We start from the raw sequence: 14,574 nt of genomic DNA, 5'->3' as shown, positions 1-14,574 counted from the left end.
TCACCCTGTCGACCGGCGCGCATTCTACACGCCTCACCTCGCTTTGCAACCCCTCTTTTAAACTTAACTTATTGATTAACAAGAAGTTTTTGAAGAGCTTCATCGCTGAAGTGGCGCGCATTCTACCGCCAGCAGAATGCACGTCAAGCAAAAATTGCAGTTTTATTACTCGGACTTGAGGGTGATACGCGCAAAGGCCTTCTTGCCTGCCTGGCAGACGTGAACCGACCCCAGCTTGAACAGGAAGGTGCGATCAACCACTTCACCATCGACGCGCACACCGCCCGAACCCAACAGGTCACGAGCAACCGCAGCATTCTTCACCAGGCCCGCCTTATTAAGGACGGACGAGATCGGCATATCTTCGATCGAGAGCAACTCGATCTCTGGCAGATCTTCCGGCAGTTCGCCATCCTTCATGCGGTTACCTGCGGAGCGATGCGCATTGGCAGCAGCTTCTGCGCCGTGGAAACGCGCAACGAGCTCTTCAGCCAGCTTGATCTTGATGTCACGCGGGTTCGCCCCCAGCTCGACATCACGCTTGAACTGCTCGATCTCCTCCATGGAGCGGAAGCTGAGCAGCTCGAAGTAACGCCACATCAGCGCATCGGGCATGGAGACGAGCTTGTTGTACATCACACCCGGCGCTTCCTGGATGCCGACGTAGTTGCCCAGCGACTTGGACATCTTCTTCACGCCGTCGAGACCTTCCAGCAACGGCATGGTGACGATGCACTGCGACTCCTGACCATAGGCGCGCTGCAACTCGCGCCCCATCAGCAAGTTGAACTTCTGATCGGTACCGCCCAGCTCGACATCGGCCTTGAGCGCCACGGAGTCGTAGCCCTGAACCAGCGGGTAGAGAAACTCGTGAATGGCGATCGGCTGGTTGCTGCTGTAGCGCTTGTCGAAGTCATCACGCTCGAGCATGCGCGCTACGGTGTACTGCGACGTCAGACGAATGAAATCGGCAGGCCCCATCCGATCCATCCAGGTGGAGTTGAAGGCCACCTCGGTCTTGGCCGGGTCGAGAATCTTGAAAACCTGCTGTTTATAGGTCTCGGCGTTATCCAGAACCTGCTCACGTGTCAGCGGCGGACGGGTAGCGCTCTTGCCGCTGGGGTCACCGATCATTCCGGTGAAGTCGCCGATCAGGAAGATCACCTGATGACCGAGTTCCTGAAACTGACGCAGCTTATTAATAAGGACGGTGTGACCGAGATGCAGATCCGGCGCGGTGGGGTCGAAACCCGCCTTGATCCGCAGCGGCTGACCACGCTTGAGCTTTTCTACCAGCTCAGCCTCAACCAGAACCTCTTCTGCACCGCGCTTGATCAGCGCCAGCTGCTCTTCGACCGACTTCATGACAGAACCCGCAACCACTGGAAATTGAAAGGGAACCAACCATACAAGATCGCGGACTAATTACAAGTTTTGCCCAGGGTAAGCGCCCTGAGCGTCCGTTCGGCATGTCAAGGGTTGCCCCAAGCCGATTTTGGTTATATTTTATACAGTTAATGCATATTCCAAGAAAACGCCTCACGCCATGACGCAAAATATCCCCAAAGCCCCGCCCTACCCTAAAAGCCATATCCTGGCTGCTAGCGGTGTAGCTGCGCTGCTGAGCCTGGCTCTGCTGGTGTTTCCTTCGCGTGAAGTCGAAGCGCAGAAAACCTTTCTCGACCTGGACCTCGGTAACGATACCGAGCAGGTGCTGCAGGAAAAGGACGACCTCCGAGCGGGACAGCCAGTGCCTGGCGCCGCTTCGCCCTTCGCCAAGATCGAGCAAAGCGCGAACACCGCAGAGAACAGCGCAGAAGACGCTGACAAAGACCGCCTAGAAACAGCTGACACCACTCCTCCTTCCGACCCCAACCACCACAACATCACGGTCAGCAATGGCGATACGCTTTCTACCGTATTCGCCAAGGTTGGTCTGAACGCCAATGATCTGCACGAAGCCCTCAATAGCAGCAAGGACGCCAAGCAGTTCAGCCGTCTCAAAGTGGGCCAGGTGCTGGACTTCGAGCTGAACGAAGATGGCAAGCTGAAGAGCCTGCAGAGCAAGCTCAACGATCTGGAAACCATTCGCCTCAGCCGTACCGATAAAGGCTTCGACTTCGAGCGTGATCAGATCAAGCCTGAGGTGGTCACCGCATACAGCCGCGGCGTGATCAACAGCTCGCTGTTCCTCTCCGCCAAGCGTGCCGGCCTGTCGCACAGCCTGACCATGGACCTGGCCAACGTGTTTGGCTACGACATCGACTTCGCCATGGATATTCGCGAAGGTGACGAGTTCGAGGTGATTTACGAAGAGAAGGTAGTGAACGGCAAGCCCGTAGGCACCGGCAACATCCTTTCGGCGCGCTTCACCAATCGCGGCAAGACCTACACCGCCGTGCGTTACACCAGCAAACAAGGCACTACCAGCTACTACAACGCCAATGGCGAAAGCATGCGCAAGGCGTTCATCCGCACTCCGGTGGACTTCGCTCGCATCAGCTCGCGCTTCTCCACGGGTCGCAAGCATCCGATCCTGAACAAGATCCGTGCACACAAGGGCGTCGACTATGCCGCGCCACGTGGCACGCCAATCAAGGCTGCCGGTGACGGTCGCGTAGCACTGGCAGGGCGTAACGGTGGCTACGGCAATACCGTGATCATCCAGCACGGCCAGCGCTATCGCACCCTTTACGCACACATGCAGGGTTTTGCCAAAGGTGTTCGCAACGGTGCGAACGTCAAACAAGGCCAGATCATCGGCTATATCGGTACTACCGGCCTCTCCACCGGCCCTCACCTGCACTATGAGTTCCAGGTAAACGGTGTACACGTCGATCCACTCAGCCAGAAGCTGCCGATGGCAGACCCCATTGCAGCGAGCGAGAAACAGCGCTTCATGCAACTGAGCAAACCGCTGATGGCACGCATGGACCAGGAAAAGGCCACCATGCTAGCCGCCAACCAGCAGTAAGCCGTGCCCCTCTATATTGGCGTGATGTCCGGCACCAGCCTGGACGGACTGGACATCGCGCTGATCGATCAGGATCAGCGTCCTCACCTTCTCGCCACGCTCTACCGCCCCATGCCAGAACAACTGCGTAGCGACCTGCTTGCGCTGTGCACCTCTGGCAATGATGAGCTGGCACGCGCAGCCATTGCAGAACAACACTGGGTCGAACTGGCCGCTGCCGCTGTCAACGAACTCCTGCAGCAACAGAATCTGACCGCGCAGCAGATTCGCGCCATCGGCAGCCATGGCCAGACGGTGCGCCATGAACCGGCGCGCGGCTTCACCATCCAGATCGGCAACCCTGCGCTGCTGGCCGAGCTTACGGGCATTTGTGTGGTCGCAGACTTCCGCCGGCGCGATGTTGCCGCTGGCGGTCAAGGGGCTCCTCTGGTCCCAGCCTTCCACCATGACCTGTTCGGCAATAGCCAGCGGCAGGTCGCCGTGCTCAATGTCGGCGGTTTCAGCAACCTCAGCCTGCTTTCACCCGGCCAGGAGGTTCTGGGATTCGACAGCGGCCCTGGCAACGTTCTGCTCGATGCCTGGATTCAGTATTGCCAGGGCCTGGCCTATGACCGTGACGGTGCCTGGGCATCCAGCGGCAAGGTAGACAGCGCGCTACTGTCGCGACTACTGAGCGATCCGTTCTTCGCCACCCAGGGACCGAAGAGTACCGGTCGCGAACTGTTCAACCTCGACTGGCTGCTTGGCCACCTGCAAGCATCTTCGCGACTGGCCAGCGAAGACGTTCAGGCCACCCTGGTAGAACTCACCGCATGCAGTATCGTCAGCGCCCTACGCAACGCGCAGGCTCACACGGATGCTCTGCTGGTGTGTGGAGGTGGCGCGCACAACGCTTGTCTGATGAAGCGCCTGCGCGAGATGCTGGCTGGAACCGAGGTGAGCAGCACCGCGACTGAGGGCGTAGATCCGGACTGGGTCGAAGCCATGGCCTTCGCCTGGCTGGCACATTGCGCGCTTGAGGGCATTGCTGGTAATCGCCCGAGCGTGACCGGCGCCAAAGGCCTACGCGTGCTCGGCGCCATCTACCCGGCGTGAAAACGAAAACGCCGCGCATCGAGCGCGGCGTCTGTCATCAGGCGATGCATTCAGATCGAGAAGGACGACCCACAACCACAGGTGGTGGTGGCATTGGGGTTCTTGATCACGAAACGCGAACCTTCCAGCCCTTCCTGATAGTCGACCTCGGAGCCAGCCAGATACTGGAAGCTCATGGCATCGACCACCAGGCTAACGCCTTCGCGCTCGACGATGGTGTCATCCTCGGCCACGTCCTCATCGAAGGTAAACCCGTACTGAAAGCCCGAGCAGCCGCCGCCCGTGACGAACACGCGCAGCTTCAGGCGCGGATTACCCTCTTCATCGACCAGGTTCTTCACCTTGCTGGCCGCGCCTTGGGTAAAGTGCATGGGGGCAGGGGTGAAGGTTTCGACGCTCATTCTGGACTCCCGGCGCCATGCGCCATACTGCTTTGGGCGTGCATTATCCGCTTGCCCTACAAAATTGGTCAACTATTGCTCGTTTTCCAGCATAGCGGGAAGCTCGAGTGGCCGCTCACCATCCTTGATATGACAGAGGCGCCCCTCGATCTGCGCCCCCATGGCCATCTCCATCAGGCCGTAATGCAGGTTGCCGCGAACCCGAGAGCGTGAACCCAGCTCAAGATGGCCGCTGGCGAATACATCACCACTCACCTCTCCATCGATCACTATATGGGGTGCCCGTATCTCACCTTCAACCAGGCCGCCTGCACTCACGCGCACCAGCCCTTCGGTAGCCAGCAGATTACCGGTGACCCGACCATCCACTTGCACCGCGCCCTGAAAGCGCATGTCGCCTACCAGCTCGGCGCCAGCGGCAATCAGGCTGGTCTTGCCGCTGAAGCGCTGCAAGTCGGGTTTGGTCTTGTCTTTACTCCACATGGGTGGCTATCGCTCCTGATTTTATCCATTCGAATGTACGGCTCAGCGGCTTGTCGCCCTCGACCTCCGCCTGAACCTTGACCTGACGCGGCTCGAAGCCCTCAGGTAGTTGTAGCTCGCCGAAACGACCCGCTTCGGGAAAGGACTGGAAGTGCTTGAAGGAGAACGCAATGCTGCTCTCGCTTACCTCGTCGGACAGCGCCGCCAACTCCAACGAAGCCGGCTTACCGTTCTGCTGCCCTTCGACAGTAATACGCAAACGCCCCTGCAATGCCTCATCACTGGCACCGACTCGGCTCATCAGCAATTTGTAGCGAAATCGCTGCGGCGCGTCCGTGGCTTGCAGCTCAAAGGCGCGAATGCGAATACCTTCACGACGACTGGCAGGTGCCAGCACGCCTTTGTAGAAAGCCAGATCCTGCTGCTGCTTGAAGATCTGCTCTTCCAGCAGCTTGATGGTACGACGATTCTGCTCCATGGCCTGCTGCGTGACCTTGTCGCTACTGCCGACCACGGCCAGACGCTGGCGCAGCAACTCCAGCTCCTGCTCCTGTTCGGCAAGGCGAGTCAGCAGTGCCTGCGTATCCGCGGGCGCCTGTTGCGGCTGCGCCTGCGGCCAGTACCATCCCAGAGCAAAGGCCACCGGGATGGCGAGCACCAGCAGCAACTGCAGCCAACGGCGTCTGCGTTCGCGACGAGGATCGCTGAGGCGGACCTCCCAGCCCGGTATCACGGCAGCAGGGCCGCGTGCGACAGACCGAGGCGCTCGTCGAGACCGAAGAGGATGTTCATGTTCTGCACCGCCTGGCCCGAGGCCCCCTTGACCAGATTGTCGATCACCGAGAGCACCACCACCAGGTCGCCGCCCTGCGGACGGTGCACGGCGATACGGCAAACGTTGCCTCCGCGCACACTACGGGTTTCCGGGTGGCTGCCCGCCGGCATCACATCGACGAAGGGCTCGCCGGCGTAACGCTTCTCGAACAGCGCCTGAAGATCGACCGAGGTATCGGCAACGCGCGCATAGAGGGTCGCGTGAATGCCACGAATCATCGGTGTCAGGTGCGGCACGAAGGTAAGGCCGACATCGCTACCTGCTGCCTGGCGCAGCCCCTGACGAATTTCCGGGAGGTGGCGATGCCCCTTGACCGAGTAGGCTTTCATGCTCTCGCCGGCCTCACAGAACAGCGAACCAACGCTGGCGCCACGACCGGCACCGCTGACACCGCTCTTGCAGTCGGCGATCAGGCTACCGGTCTCGGCCAGTCCGGCTTCGAGCAGCGGGATCAGCCCCAGCTGAGTAGCGGTCGGGTAGCAGCCGGGTACGGCGATCAGGCGCGCAGTCTTGATCGCCTCGCGATTGACCTCGGGCAGACCGTACACCGCCTCTTTCAGCAGCTCGGGGGCGCCGTGCGGCTGGCCGTACCACTTGGCCCACTCATCGGCGTCCTGCAGACGGAAGTCAGCGGAGAGGTCGATTACTCGCGTACCCGCAGCGAGCAACTCACCAGCCAGCGCATGGGCCACGCCATGCGGGGTGGCGAAGAACACCACGTCACAGGCGCCCAGGGTGGCGACATCCGGCACGCTGAACGCGAGCTCGGGGTAATGGCCGCGCAGATTGGGGTACATCTCGTCGACGCGCAGGCCGGCCTCGGAACGGGAAGTGATCACGGTCACCTCTGCCTGCGGGTGTTGCGCCAGCAGACGCAGCAATTCGACACCGGTGTAGCCCGTGCCGCCGACGATACCGACCTTGATCATCACATGCCCCTTTGCAAAAGCCATTGGAAAGTTGCCGATGATAAAGCCGCATCGGCCAAGCTCCAACCGCGGAGGTGACGCAGACCGTCAGCTGCCTCTACTATCGAGGCCATTTTTCAGCGCGGGAAGCGAAAATGCTCTATCTCTGGCTCAAGGCTCTGCACATCATCGCCATGGTCTGCTGGTTCGCCGGCCTGTTCTACCTGCCGCGTCTGTTCGTCTATCACGCCATGAGCAGCGACGCCGCCAGTCACGAACGTTTCTGCATCATGGAGCGCAAGCTGTATCGCGGCATCATGATCCCCTCGATGATCGCCACGCTGGGCCTGGGCATCTGGTTGCTCAGCCTCAATTCGGCGTACTACTTCACGCAGGGCTGGATGCACGCCAAGCTCACGCTGGTGGTGGCCCTGGTGATCTATCACCACCTGTGCGGCGCTCAGCTCAAGCACTTTGCCCGCGGCGAGAACAGCCGTAGTCACGTGTTCTATCGTTGGTTCAATGAAGCGCCGGTGCTGGCCCTGCTGGGCATCGTCATCCTGGTTGTCGTCCGCCCCTTCTGAGGAGTTCGCCATGTCTCTGCCTGCCCTGCTCGAACAACGCCTGCGCCTGCCTCTGGTCGCTGCGCCGATGTTTCTGGTGTCCAACCCGGCGCTGGTCAGTGCCTGCTGCAACAGCGGCATCGTCGGCAGCTTTCCGGCGCTGAACCAGCGCGAGAGCGCCGGTTTCGCCGCCTGGCTCGACGAGATCGAAGCCAGCCTCGCGAGCAACGCCGCACCCTACGCAGTCAATTTGATCGTGCATAACAGCAACCCGCGCCTGCAGGCGGATCTGGCCATCTGCGTCGAGCGGCGCGTACCCATCGTCATCACCAGTCTGGGCGCGGTGAAGGAAGTGGTCGATGCCGTGCACAGCTATGGCGGCCTGGTGTTCCATGACGTGACCACTCGCCGCCATGCCGAGAAAGCTGCCGAGGCTGGCGTGGATGGCCTGATCGCCGTGGCCGCCGGCGCCGGCGGCCATGCCGGCACCTGGAGTCCCTTCGCCCTGCTGGCCGAGATTCGTCAGTTTTTCGACAAGACCGTACTGCTGTCCGGCTGCCTCAATCACGGCCACGAAATTCTCGCCGCGCAGCTGCTCGGCGCCGACCTGGCTTATATGGGCACCCGTTTCATCGCCACGACCGAGAATAATGCGTCGGCCGATTACAAGGCGATGATTCTCGAAGCTCGGGCCGCCGACATCATTCACACACCCGCCGTATCCGGTGTACCGGCCAGCTTCATGCGCCAGAGCCTGGAGCAGGCCGGCTACGACCTGAGACAGCTGCAGAACAAGGGCGATATCAACTACGGCGAGAAGCTCAAGCCGATGGATGAAGAAGCCAAGGCCTGGAAAACGGTCTGGTCGGCCGGCCAGGGCGTTGGCGGCATCGACGATCTGCCGTCGGTGCAGGAGCTGGTGTCGCGACTCGACCACGAATATCGCGCCGCACTGACACGGAGCAAACAGCTGGGGCAACGCTGGCCGCAATGAAGCGTCGCCACCTGCTGGGGCTGGGCGCGCTCGGCCTGCTCGGTGGCTGGGCGCTGCGCCCGGCCGATCATGGTCGCGAGCATGACGCCTACTTCGCCGAACTCAACCGGCAACTGCAGCGCGATGGCGAGGGCATCCCCATCCTGCTGCTCGATCTCGATCGGCTCGACGCCAACGCCGACCTGCTGGCAGCACGGCTAGGCAGCCGCCTCCAGCTGCGCCTGGTCGCCAAGTCGTTGGCCAGCACCGGTCTGTTGGAATACCTGGCCAAGCGTCTGCAGACCCAGCGTTTCATGGTCTTTCATCAGCCGCAACTGAATCGCCTGGCCAGGAGCTTTCCCCAGGCCGACCTGCTGCTTGGCAAACCCATGCCGGTCGCTGCGGCCCTGAACTTCTATCGCCAACTTGCGCACCACCTGAATTTCGATCCCAACCGCCAGGTGACCTGGCTGATCGACAGCGAGCGGCGCCTGATGGAGTACGCCGAACTGGCCAAGGCACTGGGGCGACCGCTGCGCATCGCACTGGAAATCGACGTTGGCCTGGAACGCGGCGGTTTCGCCACCCCGCAGGCGCTGGCTCAGGCACTGCAGCAGCTTCGCCAGCAGCCGACACTGCAACTACAGGGGCTGATGGGTTATGACGCGCATGTCGCGCACAGCCCACCCTGGCAGAGTCAGCGGCGAGCATTCAGCGAGACCGATGCGCGTTATCGACAATTCATCAGCAACGCTCAGGGGTTCAGCGATCTTTGGCCAGCAAAGCCGCTGCTCAACGGTGCAGGCAGTCTGACCTACCTGCTGCACAGCCAGCAGGAGACTTCGCTCAGTGAAGTCTCCGTCGGTTCCGCCCTGCTCAAACCCGCAGAGTTCGACACGCCACTGCTGGAGGAACATCAGCCAGCCCTGTGGATCGCCAGCCCCGTACTCAAGGTGGTCGACGGCGCCCTGCCCTACCTGCAACCACTCAAGCCCCTGATCAGCGCCTGGAACCCCAACCGAGAGAACGCCTACTACCTCTACGGCGGTCGTTGGCCGGCGCAGCCCGTCTCGCCGGCCGGGCTCGACTACGACGAACTCTATGGCCGTAGCGCCAATCAGGAGCGCCTGATCGGTGGTGAAGGCACACAACTGACGAGCAACGATTGGGTATTTCTGCGCCCTGCGACCAGCGAAGGTGTGCTGGGCGATTTCAGCGAAATACGTCTACTACGCCGCGGCCAACTGGTCGGCCGCTGGAGCACAATAGGCAACGCCTGAAAAATAGCCATGAGCGACGCTTCAGGCCGCTTGTATATTGGCCTTGCGGCACTCTAGGCTTATGCCTCGCCTGCTGCTCAACGAACGCTTCGTTCACCTCCACTTCCCGCCGACAAGGAAGCTCGCATGAATCAACCGCGCTACAAGATCGTGTTCGACGGCCAACTGATGCCCGAGGCATCGTTGGAAATGGTCAAGACAAACCTGGCCCGCCTGTTCAAGAGCGACCTTGCTCGTATCGACAGTCTGTTCAGCGGAGCGCCGGTGGCGCTCAAGCGTGATCTGGGCGAAGGCGAGGCGGAGCAGTACCTCAACGCGCTGCAAAAGGCGGGCGCCAAGGTGCGCAAGGAGCTGGATCAGGCCGCCAGCCTGAGCCTGGTGCCGACCGAAGCCGAAACCGAGCAGGCTGTGGAGGCCGTTACCTCGGACATGACCTGCCCCAAATGCGGCCATGAGCAAGCCAAGGCGAGCGAGTGCTCTGCCTGCGGCATCATCATCGACAAATACCTCGCCCGCCAGGCACAGCTGGCCGAAGCCGCTCCTGCCCCAGCTCCCGTCGCAGCGACTGCATCGCCCTATGCGCCACCCCAGGCGAATGTCGCCGAGCAGTTGCCGCAGTACTCCGAGCTCAAGGTCCTCGGCGTCAGCGGCCGGATCGGCCGCGTGCGTTACCTGGGCTGGCTGATGGCGATGACGCTGTGCTTCATCCCGATCATGTTGATCGGTACCGGCATTGCCGCGATGTCCTCGACCCTGGCCATGTTGGCGCTGGGTATCGTCAGTATTGCTGCGGTCGTGATCGGCGTCTTCATCGGCGTGCAGCGTCTGCATGACATCGGTTGGTCCGGCTGGCTGCTGCTGGTGCACCTGATCCCGGTCTTCGGCAGCGTGTTCGCCCTGCTGATGTTGATCATCCCCGGTACTCAGGGCGTCAACCGCTACGGCCCGCCACCGCCCCCCAACAGCACCGCAGTCAAGGTACTGGCCTGGTTGTTCCTGCTGGTGCCAGTGACCGGTATCGTCGCCGCCATCGCCATTCCGCAGTACCAGGGTTATGTCGAGCGCGCTGCCGAGTTTCAGGAGCAGTAACCCTCGACCATGCGCAGTTATGCACTGATCACCGGAGCGTCCAGCGGCATTGGCCTGGCCTTGGCCGAGGCCCTGGCGCGCCGTGGGCGCAATCTGATTCTGGTGGCGCGCCGGCGTGATGCCCTGGAAAGCATCGCCTGCGAGTTGGCCCAGCGCTTCGGCGTCGACGTGCTGTTTCGTCTCTGCGACCTGAGCGAGCCGCTGCAATTGTCCGGCCTGCTGCTGGAGCTGGAAGAAGGCCAGTGGCATGTCGATCTGCTGGTGAACAACGCCGGCCTTGGCTGCGCCGGTCCGTTCCTGGAGCAGGACTGGAGTCGCGAGCTGGAGCAGCTGGAAGTCAACGTGCTGGCACTGACCCGCTTGTGTCACGCACTCGGTCAGCATATGGCCGAGCACGGCAGCGGGCAGATTCTCAACGTCGCCTCGGTCGCGGCCTTCCAGCCCGGCCCCTGGATGAGCAGCTACTACGCCAGCAAGGCTTATGTACTGAACTTTTCCGAGGGTTTGCGCGAAGAGCTGAGAAGCCGCGGCGTGCGTGTGTCAGTACTCTGCCCCGGCCCAACCCGCAGCGCCTTTTTCCGTGCGGCGCAGATGGACGTCACGCGGATTGCCGGCAGCAAGCTGATGATGAGCGCCGAGGAAGTGGCGCTGATCACCGTTCGCGCACTGGAAAAGAATCGCGCCATCATCATTCCCGGCTGGCGCAACCGCCTGCTGGCCCTGAGTCCACGCCTCGCCCCGCGCTGGCTGGTACGCAAACTCAGTGGTCGCCTGACCCGCCCCTTCACCGGCGCCTGACCAGGTGCTCAGCCGGCATTGACCGTCCGCCCATCGGCCCACTCCCGCAACGCCGCCAAGCGCTCGGCCATTACCACCGACAGCGGCGCCGTGCTCTGCAGCGCACGCAGCAGCAAACCCTGATCGACCGCCTGCTGCTGCGCCTGACCTGCGTACAACGCGCTGACCACTGCTTGCTCGATCTCGGCGCCAGAGTAGCCCTCGCTGGCAGCAGCCAGTTGCGCAAGATCGAAGCCGCCTGGCTCCAGTTCACGGCGTTGCAGGTGGATACGGAAGATGTCGGCACGAACCTCGGCACTGGGCAGGTCGACGAAGAACAACTCGTCGAAGCGCCCCTTGCGTACCAGTTCCGGCGGCAGACGGTCGATGGCATTGGCCGTGGCCACCACAAACACCGGTGCCTTGCGCTCGGCCATCCAGGTCAGCAGGGTGCCGAGCACACGCTGGCTCACGCCTCCGTCGTGGTCGCCACTGGCCAAGCCCTTCTCCACCTCGTCCATCCACAGCACACAGGGCGCCATCTGTTCGGCCAGACGTAGCGCCTCACGCAGATTACGCTCGGTCTCGCCAAAGAACTTGTTGTACAGGCAGGCAAAATCCAGGCGCAGCAGCGGCAAGCCCCAGAGTCCGGCAACGGCCTTGGCCGCCAGGCTCTTGCCACCGCCCTGTACGCCGACCAGCATCACGCCTTTCGGCGCATCAAGGAGCTTGCCTTCGAGAAAGCCGGCCTGACGTTCGGCCAGCCAGCGTTTGAGGTTGACCAACCCGCCGACTTCGGCGAAGCGCGCGGTGTCGTATTCGAAGCTGAGCACGCCCTCCAGATCCAGCAACTGGAACTTGGTCTTGTTCAGCTCCGGGATGTCTTCCTGGGTGATTGCGCCGTCATCGCAGATCACGTTGCGCGCCAGCGCGCGTGCCTCGGCATGACTGAGGCCGCGCAGGTTCTTCACCACCTGCTGCAAGGTGCGGTTGTCGGTGCGCACGCGTGCGCCGCGATTGCCTTCACTCCAACGCGTCGCCTCGTCACGCACGATGCTCAGCAGTTCGTCTTCCGACGGCAGCGCGAGACTGAAGCGTGCCGCGAAACGCTGCACTTCGGCAGGCAGCTTGAGCGCATGCGACACCAGCACCAGCGTCGGCTTGTGTGCGGCCTCGCTCATGGCGATTTCCTTGAGCAAGCGCACCAGCCTGGGGTTGTCATCGAGGAAGGGATGCAGGTCGCACATCACGTAGAGGTTCGGCTGCAGATCGGCCTTGATCATGCGCAGAGCCGCCTCGGGCTCGAGGGTCGCAGACTCGTCCACCGCTGCGCCGCCGAAACCAAGACGCTGCAGGCCCTCGGTCACCGACCAGGTGTGCAGGCCGAGACCGCGCTTGATCGCCAAACCTGTCAGGGTTTCCAGCACGCGCAGCTCGTCCCAGGACTCGATCACCACCAGCTTGACCTTGGAATCCAGCACCAGCCCAAGATCATGAATATCGTTCTTCAACACCGACTCCTTGTGAGATTTGGCCAGCCAGGCACGCAGGGTTACCATCCGCGGTTTCACAGAATCGAGAACTTACAGCATGGACCGCCTGAACACGCAGATCGTCGCCGGAGGCATCACCCCGTGCAAGTGCTGAAAGCGCGTCGCATCACAGTATTCATGGCCAGCGCCGCCTGCCTGCTGGTTAACCTGCCGGCCGCCGCTATCGAAACCATCAGCGATCCGTTGCCCGGCGGCGCTCAGGGCCCCGAAATGGTGGTGATTCCGGCTGGCGAGTTCCGCATTGGCGATGCCAGCGGTCGCGGTAATGACAACGAGCGCCCGCAACGATCGATTGCGTTCGATCAAGCCTTCGCCATCGGCCGCTACGAAGTCACCTTCGCCGACTGGCAGAAGTATGCCGACGCCAACGGGCTGCCCATGCCTGACAACGAGGGCTGGGGCCTTTCGGCGCAGCGTCCGGTGATTCATGTGTCCTGGCGTGACGCTCACGCCTATGTCCAGTGGCTGTCACGCGAGACAGGCGCGCGTTATCGCCTGCCTACCGAAGCCGAATGGGAATATGCGGCACGCGGCGGCAGCCAGAGCTACTACTGGTGGGGCGACGAATTCGACAGCGATGAACAGGCACCCCGCGCTCATTGCCGCGGTTGCGCCAGCTCACGCCTGCTGCGCAACAAGACGGCGGCCGTCGGTCAGTTCCCAGCCAATGCCTTCGGCCTGCACGACATGGCGGGCAATGTCTGGGAGTGGACGGCCTCGAACTTCACCCAACGCTTCGACGGCAGCGAAACCCAGAGCGCTGGCCAGCTCGACAACAGCCCGCGCGTAGTGCGCGGCGGCGCCTGGAACAGCGGTCCGGTCTACCTGCGCAGCAGCATGCGCGATCTCAAGCAGCCGCATCATCGCGACTATGCGCTGGGGTTTCGCGTGCTGCGCGAGCTACCCTGAGCGCGGACGACCTGGCGACTTTGCAGTAAACTAGCCCGGTTGTTACCTCTGGAGGTGCCCCATGGCCAGCGAACGTCAGTATTCCCCCGTCGACCGCCTGCTGCTGCAAGCCGATGCCGCGCTGCGCACACTGCTGCCATTCAGCGGTGCGCCGGGTCGCCCATCGCCTGCCATCGTGCAGAACGAGACCGAGCTGAGCAGCGAGGAGTCGCGCCACGTCGCCGGCCTGATGCGCATCAATCACACCGGAGAAGTGTGCGCCCAGGCGCTCTATCAGGGCCAGGCGCTGACCGCCAAACTCCCGGAAGTGCGCAGCGCCATGGAGCATGCGGCTGATGAGGAAATCGACCACCTGGCCTGGTGCGAACAGCGCATTCGTGAGCTGGGCAGCCACCCCAGTGTACTCAACCCGCTGTTCTACGGTATGTCCTTCGGCGTTGGCGCCGTTGCCGGACTGGTCAGTGATCGCGTCAGCCTGGGCTTCGTCGCCGCCACAGAAGATCAGGTGTGCAAGCATCTGGACGAGCACCTGGAGCAACTGCCCGAGCACGACACCAAGTCACGCGCCATCCTCGAACAGATGCGCATCGACGAACAGCAGCACGCCAACAGCGCCATGGCGGCAGGCGGTGTGCGCTTCCCGGCGCCAATCAAGTTCGGCATGACGTTACTGTCGAAGGTCATGACCAAGAGCACCTACCGCATCTGAAACGAACGAGGGCGCCAATCGGCGC

Annotated in this window: 15 protein-coding genes; 9 read left to right on the top strand and 6 right to left on the bottom strand. The window is 62.1% G+C overall.

Annotated elements, in window-relative coordinates; all coding sequences use genetic code 11:
* Positions 1–165: 165 nt before the first annotated feature.
* A complete protein-coding gene (gene tyrS, locus INS93_RS13970) occupies positions 166–1,365 on the bottom strand; it encodes a tyrosine--tRNA ligase (RefSeq protein WP_192982951.1) in 1,200 nt (399 codons plus the stop codon).
* A 181-nt stretch (positions 1,366–1,546) separates the two neighbouring features.
* On the opposite strand from tyrS, the gene INS93_RS13965 reads away from it, so the two are divergent.
* Both INS93_RS13965 and INS93_RS13960 read left to right on the top strand, forming a co-directional pair.
* Positions 1,547–2,974 (top strand): peptidoglycan DD-metalloendopeptidase family protein, encoded by a 1,428-nt coding sequence (locus INS93_RS13965; RefSeq protein ID WP_192982949.1) that lies wholly within the window; start codon positions 1,547–1,549, stop codon positions 2,972–2,974.
* A 3-nt stretch (positions 2,975–2,977) separates the two neighbouring features.
* The gene (locus INS93_RS13960) at positions 2,978–4,069 is read left to right on the top strand and encodes an anhydro-N-acetylmuramic acid kinase (RefSeq protein ID WP_192982946.1); all 1,092 of its coding nucleotides are present in this window, start codon (positions 2,978–2,980) and stop codon (positions 4,067–4,069) included.
* Positions 4,070–4,119: 50 nt separating this feature from the next.
* Here the strand turns inward: INS93_RS13960 and erpA are convergent, their stop codons facing one another.
* The 4 genes from erpA to argC form a co-directional block, all read right to left on the bottom strand.
* Entirely contained in the window at positions 4,120–4,470 is a 351-nt protein-coding gene (gene erpA / locus INS93_RS13955; RefSeq protein WP_160019897.1) for an iron-sulfur cluster insertion protein ErpA, read from the bottom strand.
* A 72-nt stretch (positions 4,471–4,542) separates the two neighbouring features.
* Complete coding sequence (locus INS93_RS13950; RefSeq protein WP_192982943.1) at positions 4,543–4,953, bottom strand: bactofilin family protein; 411 nt, start codon at positions 4,951–4,953, stop codon at positions 4,543–4,545.
* Positions 4,943–5,686: a DUF6776 family protein gene (locus INS93_RS13945; RefSeq protein WP_319017549.1), complete on the bottom strand. Its 744-nt coding sequence runs from the start codon at positions 5,684–5,686 to the stop codon at positions 4,943–4,945. Before INS93_RS13945 ends, INS93_RS13950 begins: the two co-directional genes overlap by 11 nt.
* Positions 5,683–6,717, bottom strand: a complete 1,035-nt coding sequence (argC, locus tag INS93_RS13940; protein ID WP_192982940.1) for an N-acetyl-gamma-glutamyl-phosphate reductase — start codon at positions 6,715–6,717, stop codon at positions 5,683–5,685. Before argC ends, INS93_RS13945 begins: the two co-directional genes overlap by 4 nt.
* 134 nt (positions 6,718–6,851) lie before the next feature.
* On the opposite strand from argC, the gene hemJ reads away from it, so the two are divergent.
* The 5 genes from hemJ (at position 6,852) to INS93_RS13915 (ending at position 11,399) form a co-directional block, all read left to right on the top strand.
* On the top strand, positions 6,852–7,280 hold the full coding sequence (gene hemJ / locus INS93_RS13935) for a protoporphyrinogen oxidase HemJ (protein WP_192982937.1): 429 nt from the start codon (positions 6,852–6,854) through the stop codon (positions 7,278–7,280).
* A 10-nt stretch (positions 7,281–7,290) separates the two neighbouring features.
* The gene (locus tag INS93_RS13930; RefSeq protein ID WP_192982934.1) at positions 7,291–8,253 is read left to right on the top strand and encodes an NAD(P)H-dependent flavin oxidoreductase; all 963 of its coding nucleotides are present in this window, start codon (positions 7,291–7,293) and stop codon (positions 8,251–8,253) included.
* Entirely contained in the window at positions 8,250–9,512 is a 1,263-nt protein-coding gene (locus INS93_RS13925; RefSeq protein WP_192982932.1) for an alanine racemase, read from the top strand. Before INS93_RS13930 ends, INS93_RS13925 begins: the two co-directional genes overlap by 4 nt.
* Positions 9,513–9,638: 126 nt before the next feature.
* Positions 9,639–10,601: a DUF805 domain-containing protein gene (locus INS93_RS13920; RefSeq protein ID WP_192982930.1), complete on the top strand. Its 963-nt coding sequence runs from the start codon at positions 9,639–9,641 to the stop codon at positions 10,599–10,601.
* A 9-nt stretch (positions 10,602–10,610) separates the two neighbouring features.
* On the top strand, positions 10,611–11,399 hold the full coding sequence (locus INS93_RS13915; RefSeq protein ID WP_192982927.1) for an SDR family NAD(P)-dependent oxidoreductase: 789 nt from the start codon (positions 10,611–10,613) through the stop codon (positions 11,397–11,399).
* A gap of 8 nt (positions 11,400–11,407) precedes the next feature.
* Here the strand turns inward: INS93_RS13915 and INS93_RS13910 are convergent, their stop codons facing one another.
* Entirely contained in the window at positions 11,408–12,889 is a 1,482-nt protein-coding gene (locus INS93_RS13910; RefSeq protein WP_160020208.1) for an AAA family ATPase, read from the bottom strand.
* Positions 12,890–13,012: 123 nt separating this feature from the next.
* Here INS93_RS13910 and INS93_RS13905 point away from each other — a divergent pair, with 123 nt between their 5' ends.
* Together INS93_RS13905 and coq7 are read left to right on the top strand one after the other, a co-directional pair.
* A complete protein-coding gene (locus INS93_RS13905; RefSeq protein WP_192982924.1) occupies positions 13,013–13,840 on the top strand; it encodes a formylglycine-generating enzyme family protein in 828 nt (275 codons plus the stop codon).
* Between the two features lie 61 nt (positions 13,841–13,901).
* Complete coding sequence (gene coq7 / locus INS93_RS13900) at positions 13,902–14,549, top strand: 2-polyprenyl-3-methyl-6-methoxy-1,4-benzoquinone monooxygenase (protein ID WP_192982921.1); 648 nt, start codon at positions 13,902–13,904, stop codon at positions 14,547–14,549.
* The last annotated feature ends 25 nt before the right edge of the window (positions 14,550–14,574 follow it).

The organism is Pseudomonas sp. EggHat1, from assembly GCF_014892995.1.
In the GTDB taxonomy this organism is placed as follows: Bacteria; Pseudomonadota; Gammaproteobacteria; order Pseudomonadales; family Pseudomonadaceae; genus Aquipseudomonas; species Aquipseudomonas chaetocerotis.
The sequence above is the reverse complement of the archived record's forward strand: the minus strand, read 5'-3'. Positions and strand labels throughout refer to the sequence as shown.

Coding starts and splice junctions, on each gene's coding strand:
- tyrS (WP_192982951.1), bottom strand. CDS start 1,365: ATGAAGTCGGTCGAAGAGCAGCTGGCGCTGATCAAGCGCGGTGCAGAA.
- INS93_RS13925 (WP_192982932.1), top strand. CDS start 8,250: ATGAAGCGTCGCCACCTGCTGGGGCTGGGCGCGCTCGGCCTGCTCGGT.
- hemJ (WP_192982937.1), top strand. CDS start 6,852: ATGCTCTATCTCTGGCTCAAGGCTCTGCACATCATCGCCATGGTCTGC.
- INS93_RS13920 (WP_192982930.1), top strand. CDS start 9,639: ATGAATCAACCGCGCTACAAGATCGTGTTCGACGGCCAACTGATGCCC.
- coq7 (WP_192982921.1), top strand. CDS start 13,902: ATGGCCAGCGAACGTCAGTATTCCCCCGTCGACCGCCTGCTGCTGCAA.
- erpA (WP_160019897.1), bottom strand. CDS start 4,470: ATGAGCGTCGAAACCTTCACCCCTGCCCCCATGCACTTTACCCAAGGC.
- INS93_RS13930 (WP_192982934.1), top strand. CDS start 7,291: ATGTCTCTGCCTGCCCTGCTCGAACAACGCCTGCGCCTGCCTCTGGTC.
- INS93_RS13950 (WP_192982943.1), bottom strand. CDS start 4,953: ATGTGGAGTAAAGACAAGACCAAACCCGACTTGCAGCGCTTCAGCGGC.
- INS93_RS13915 (WP_192982927.1), top strand. CDS start 10,611: ATGCGCAGTTATGCACTGATCACCGGAGCGTCCAGCGGCATTGGCCTG.
- INS93_RS13965 (WP_192982949.1), top strand. CDS start 1,547: ATGACGCAAAATATCCCCAAAGCCCCGCCCTACCCTAAAAGCCATATC.
- argC (WP_192982940.1), bottom strand. CDS start 6,717: ATGATCAAGGTCGGTATCGTCGGCGGCACGGGCTACACCGGTGTCGAA.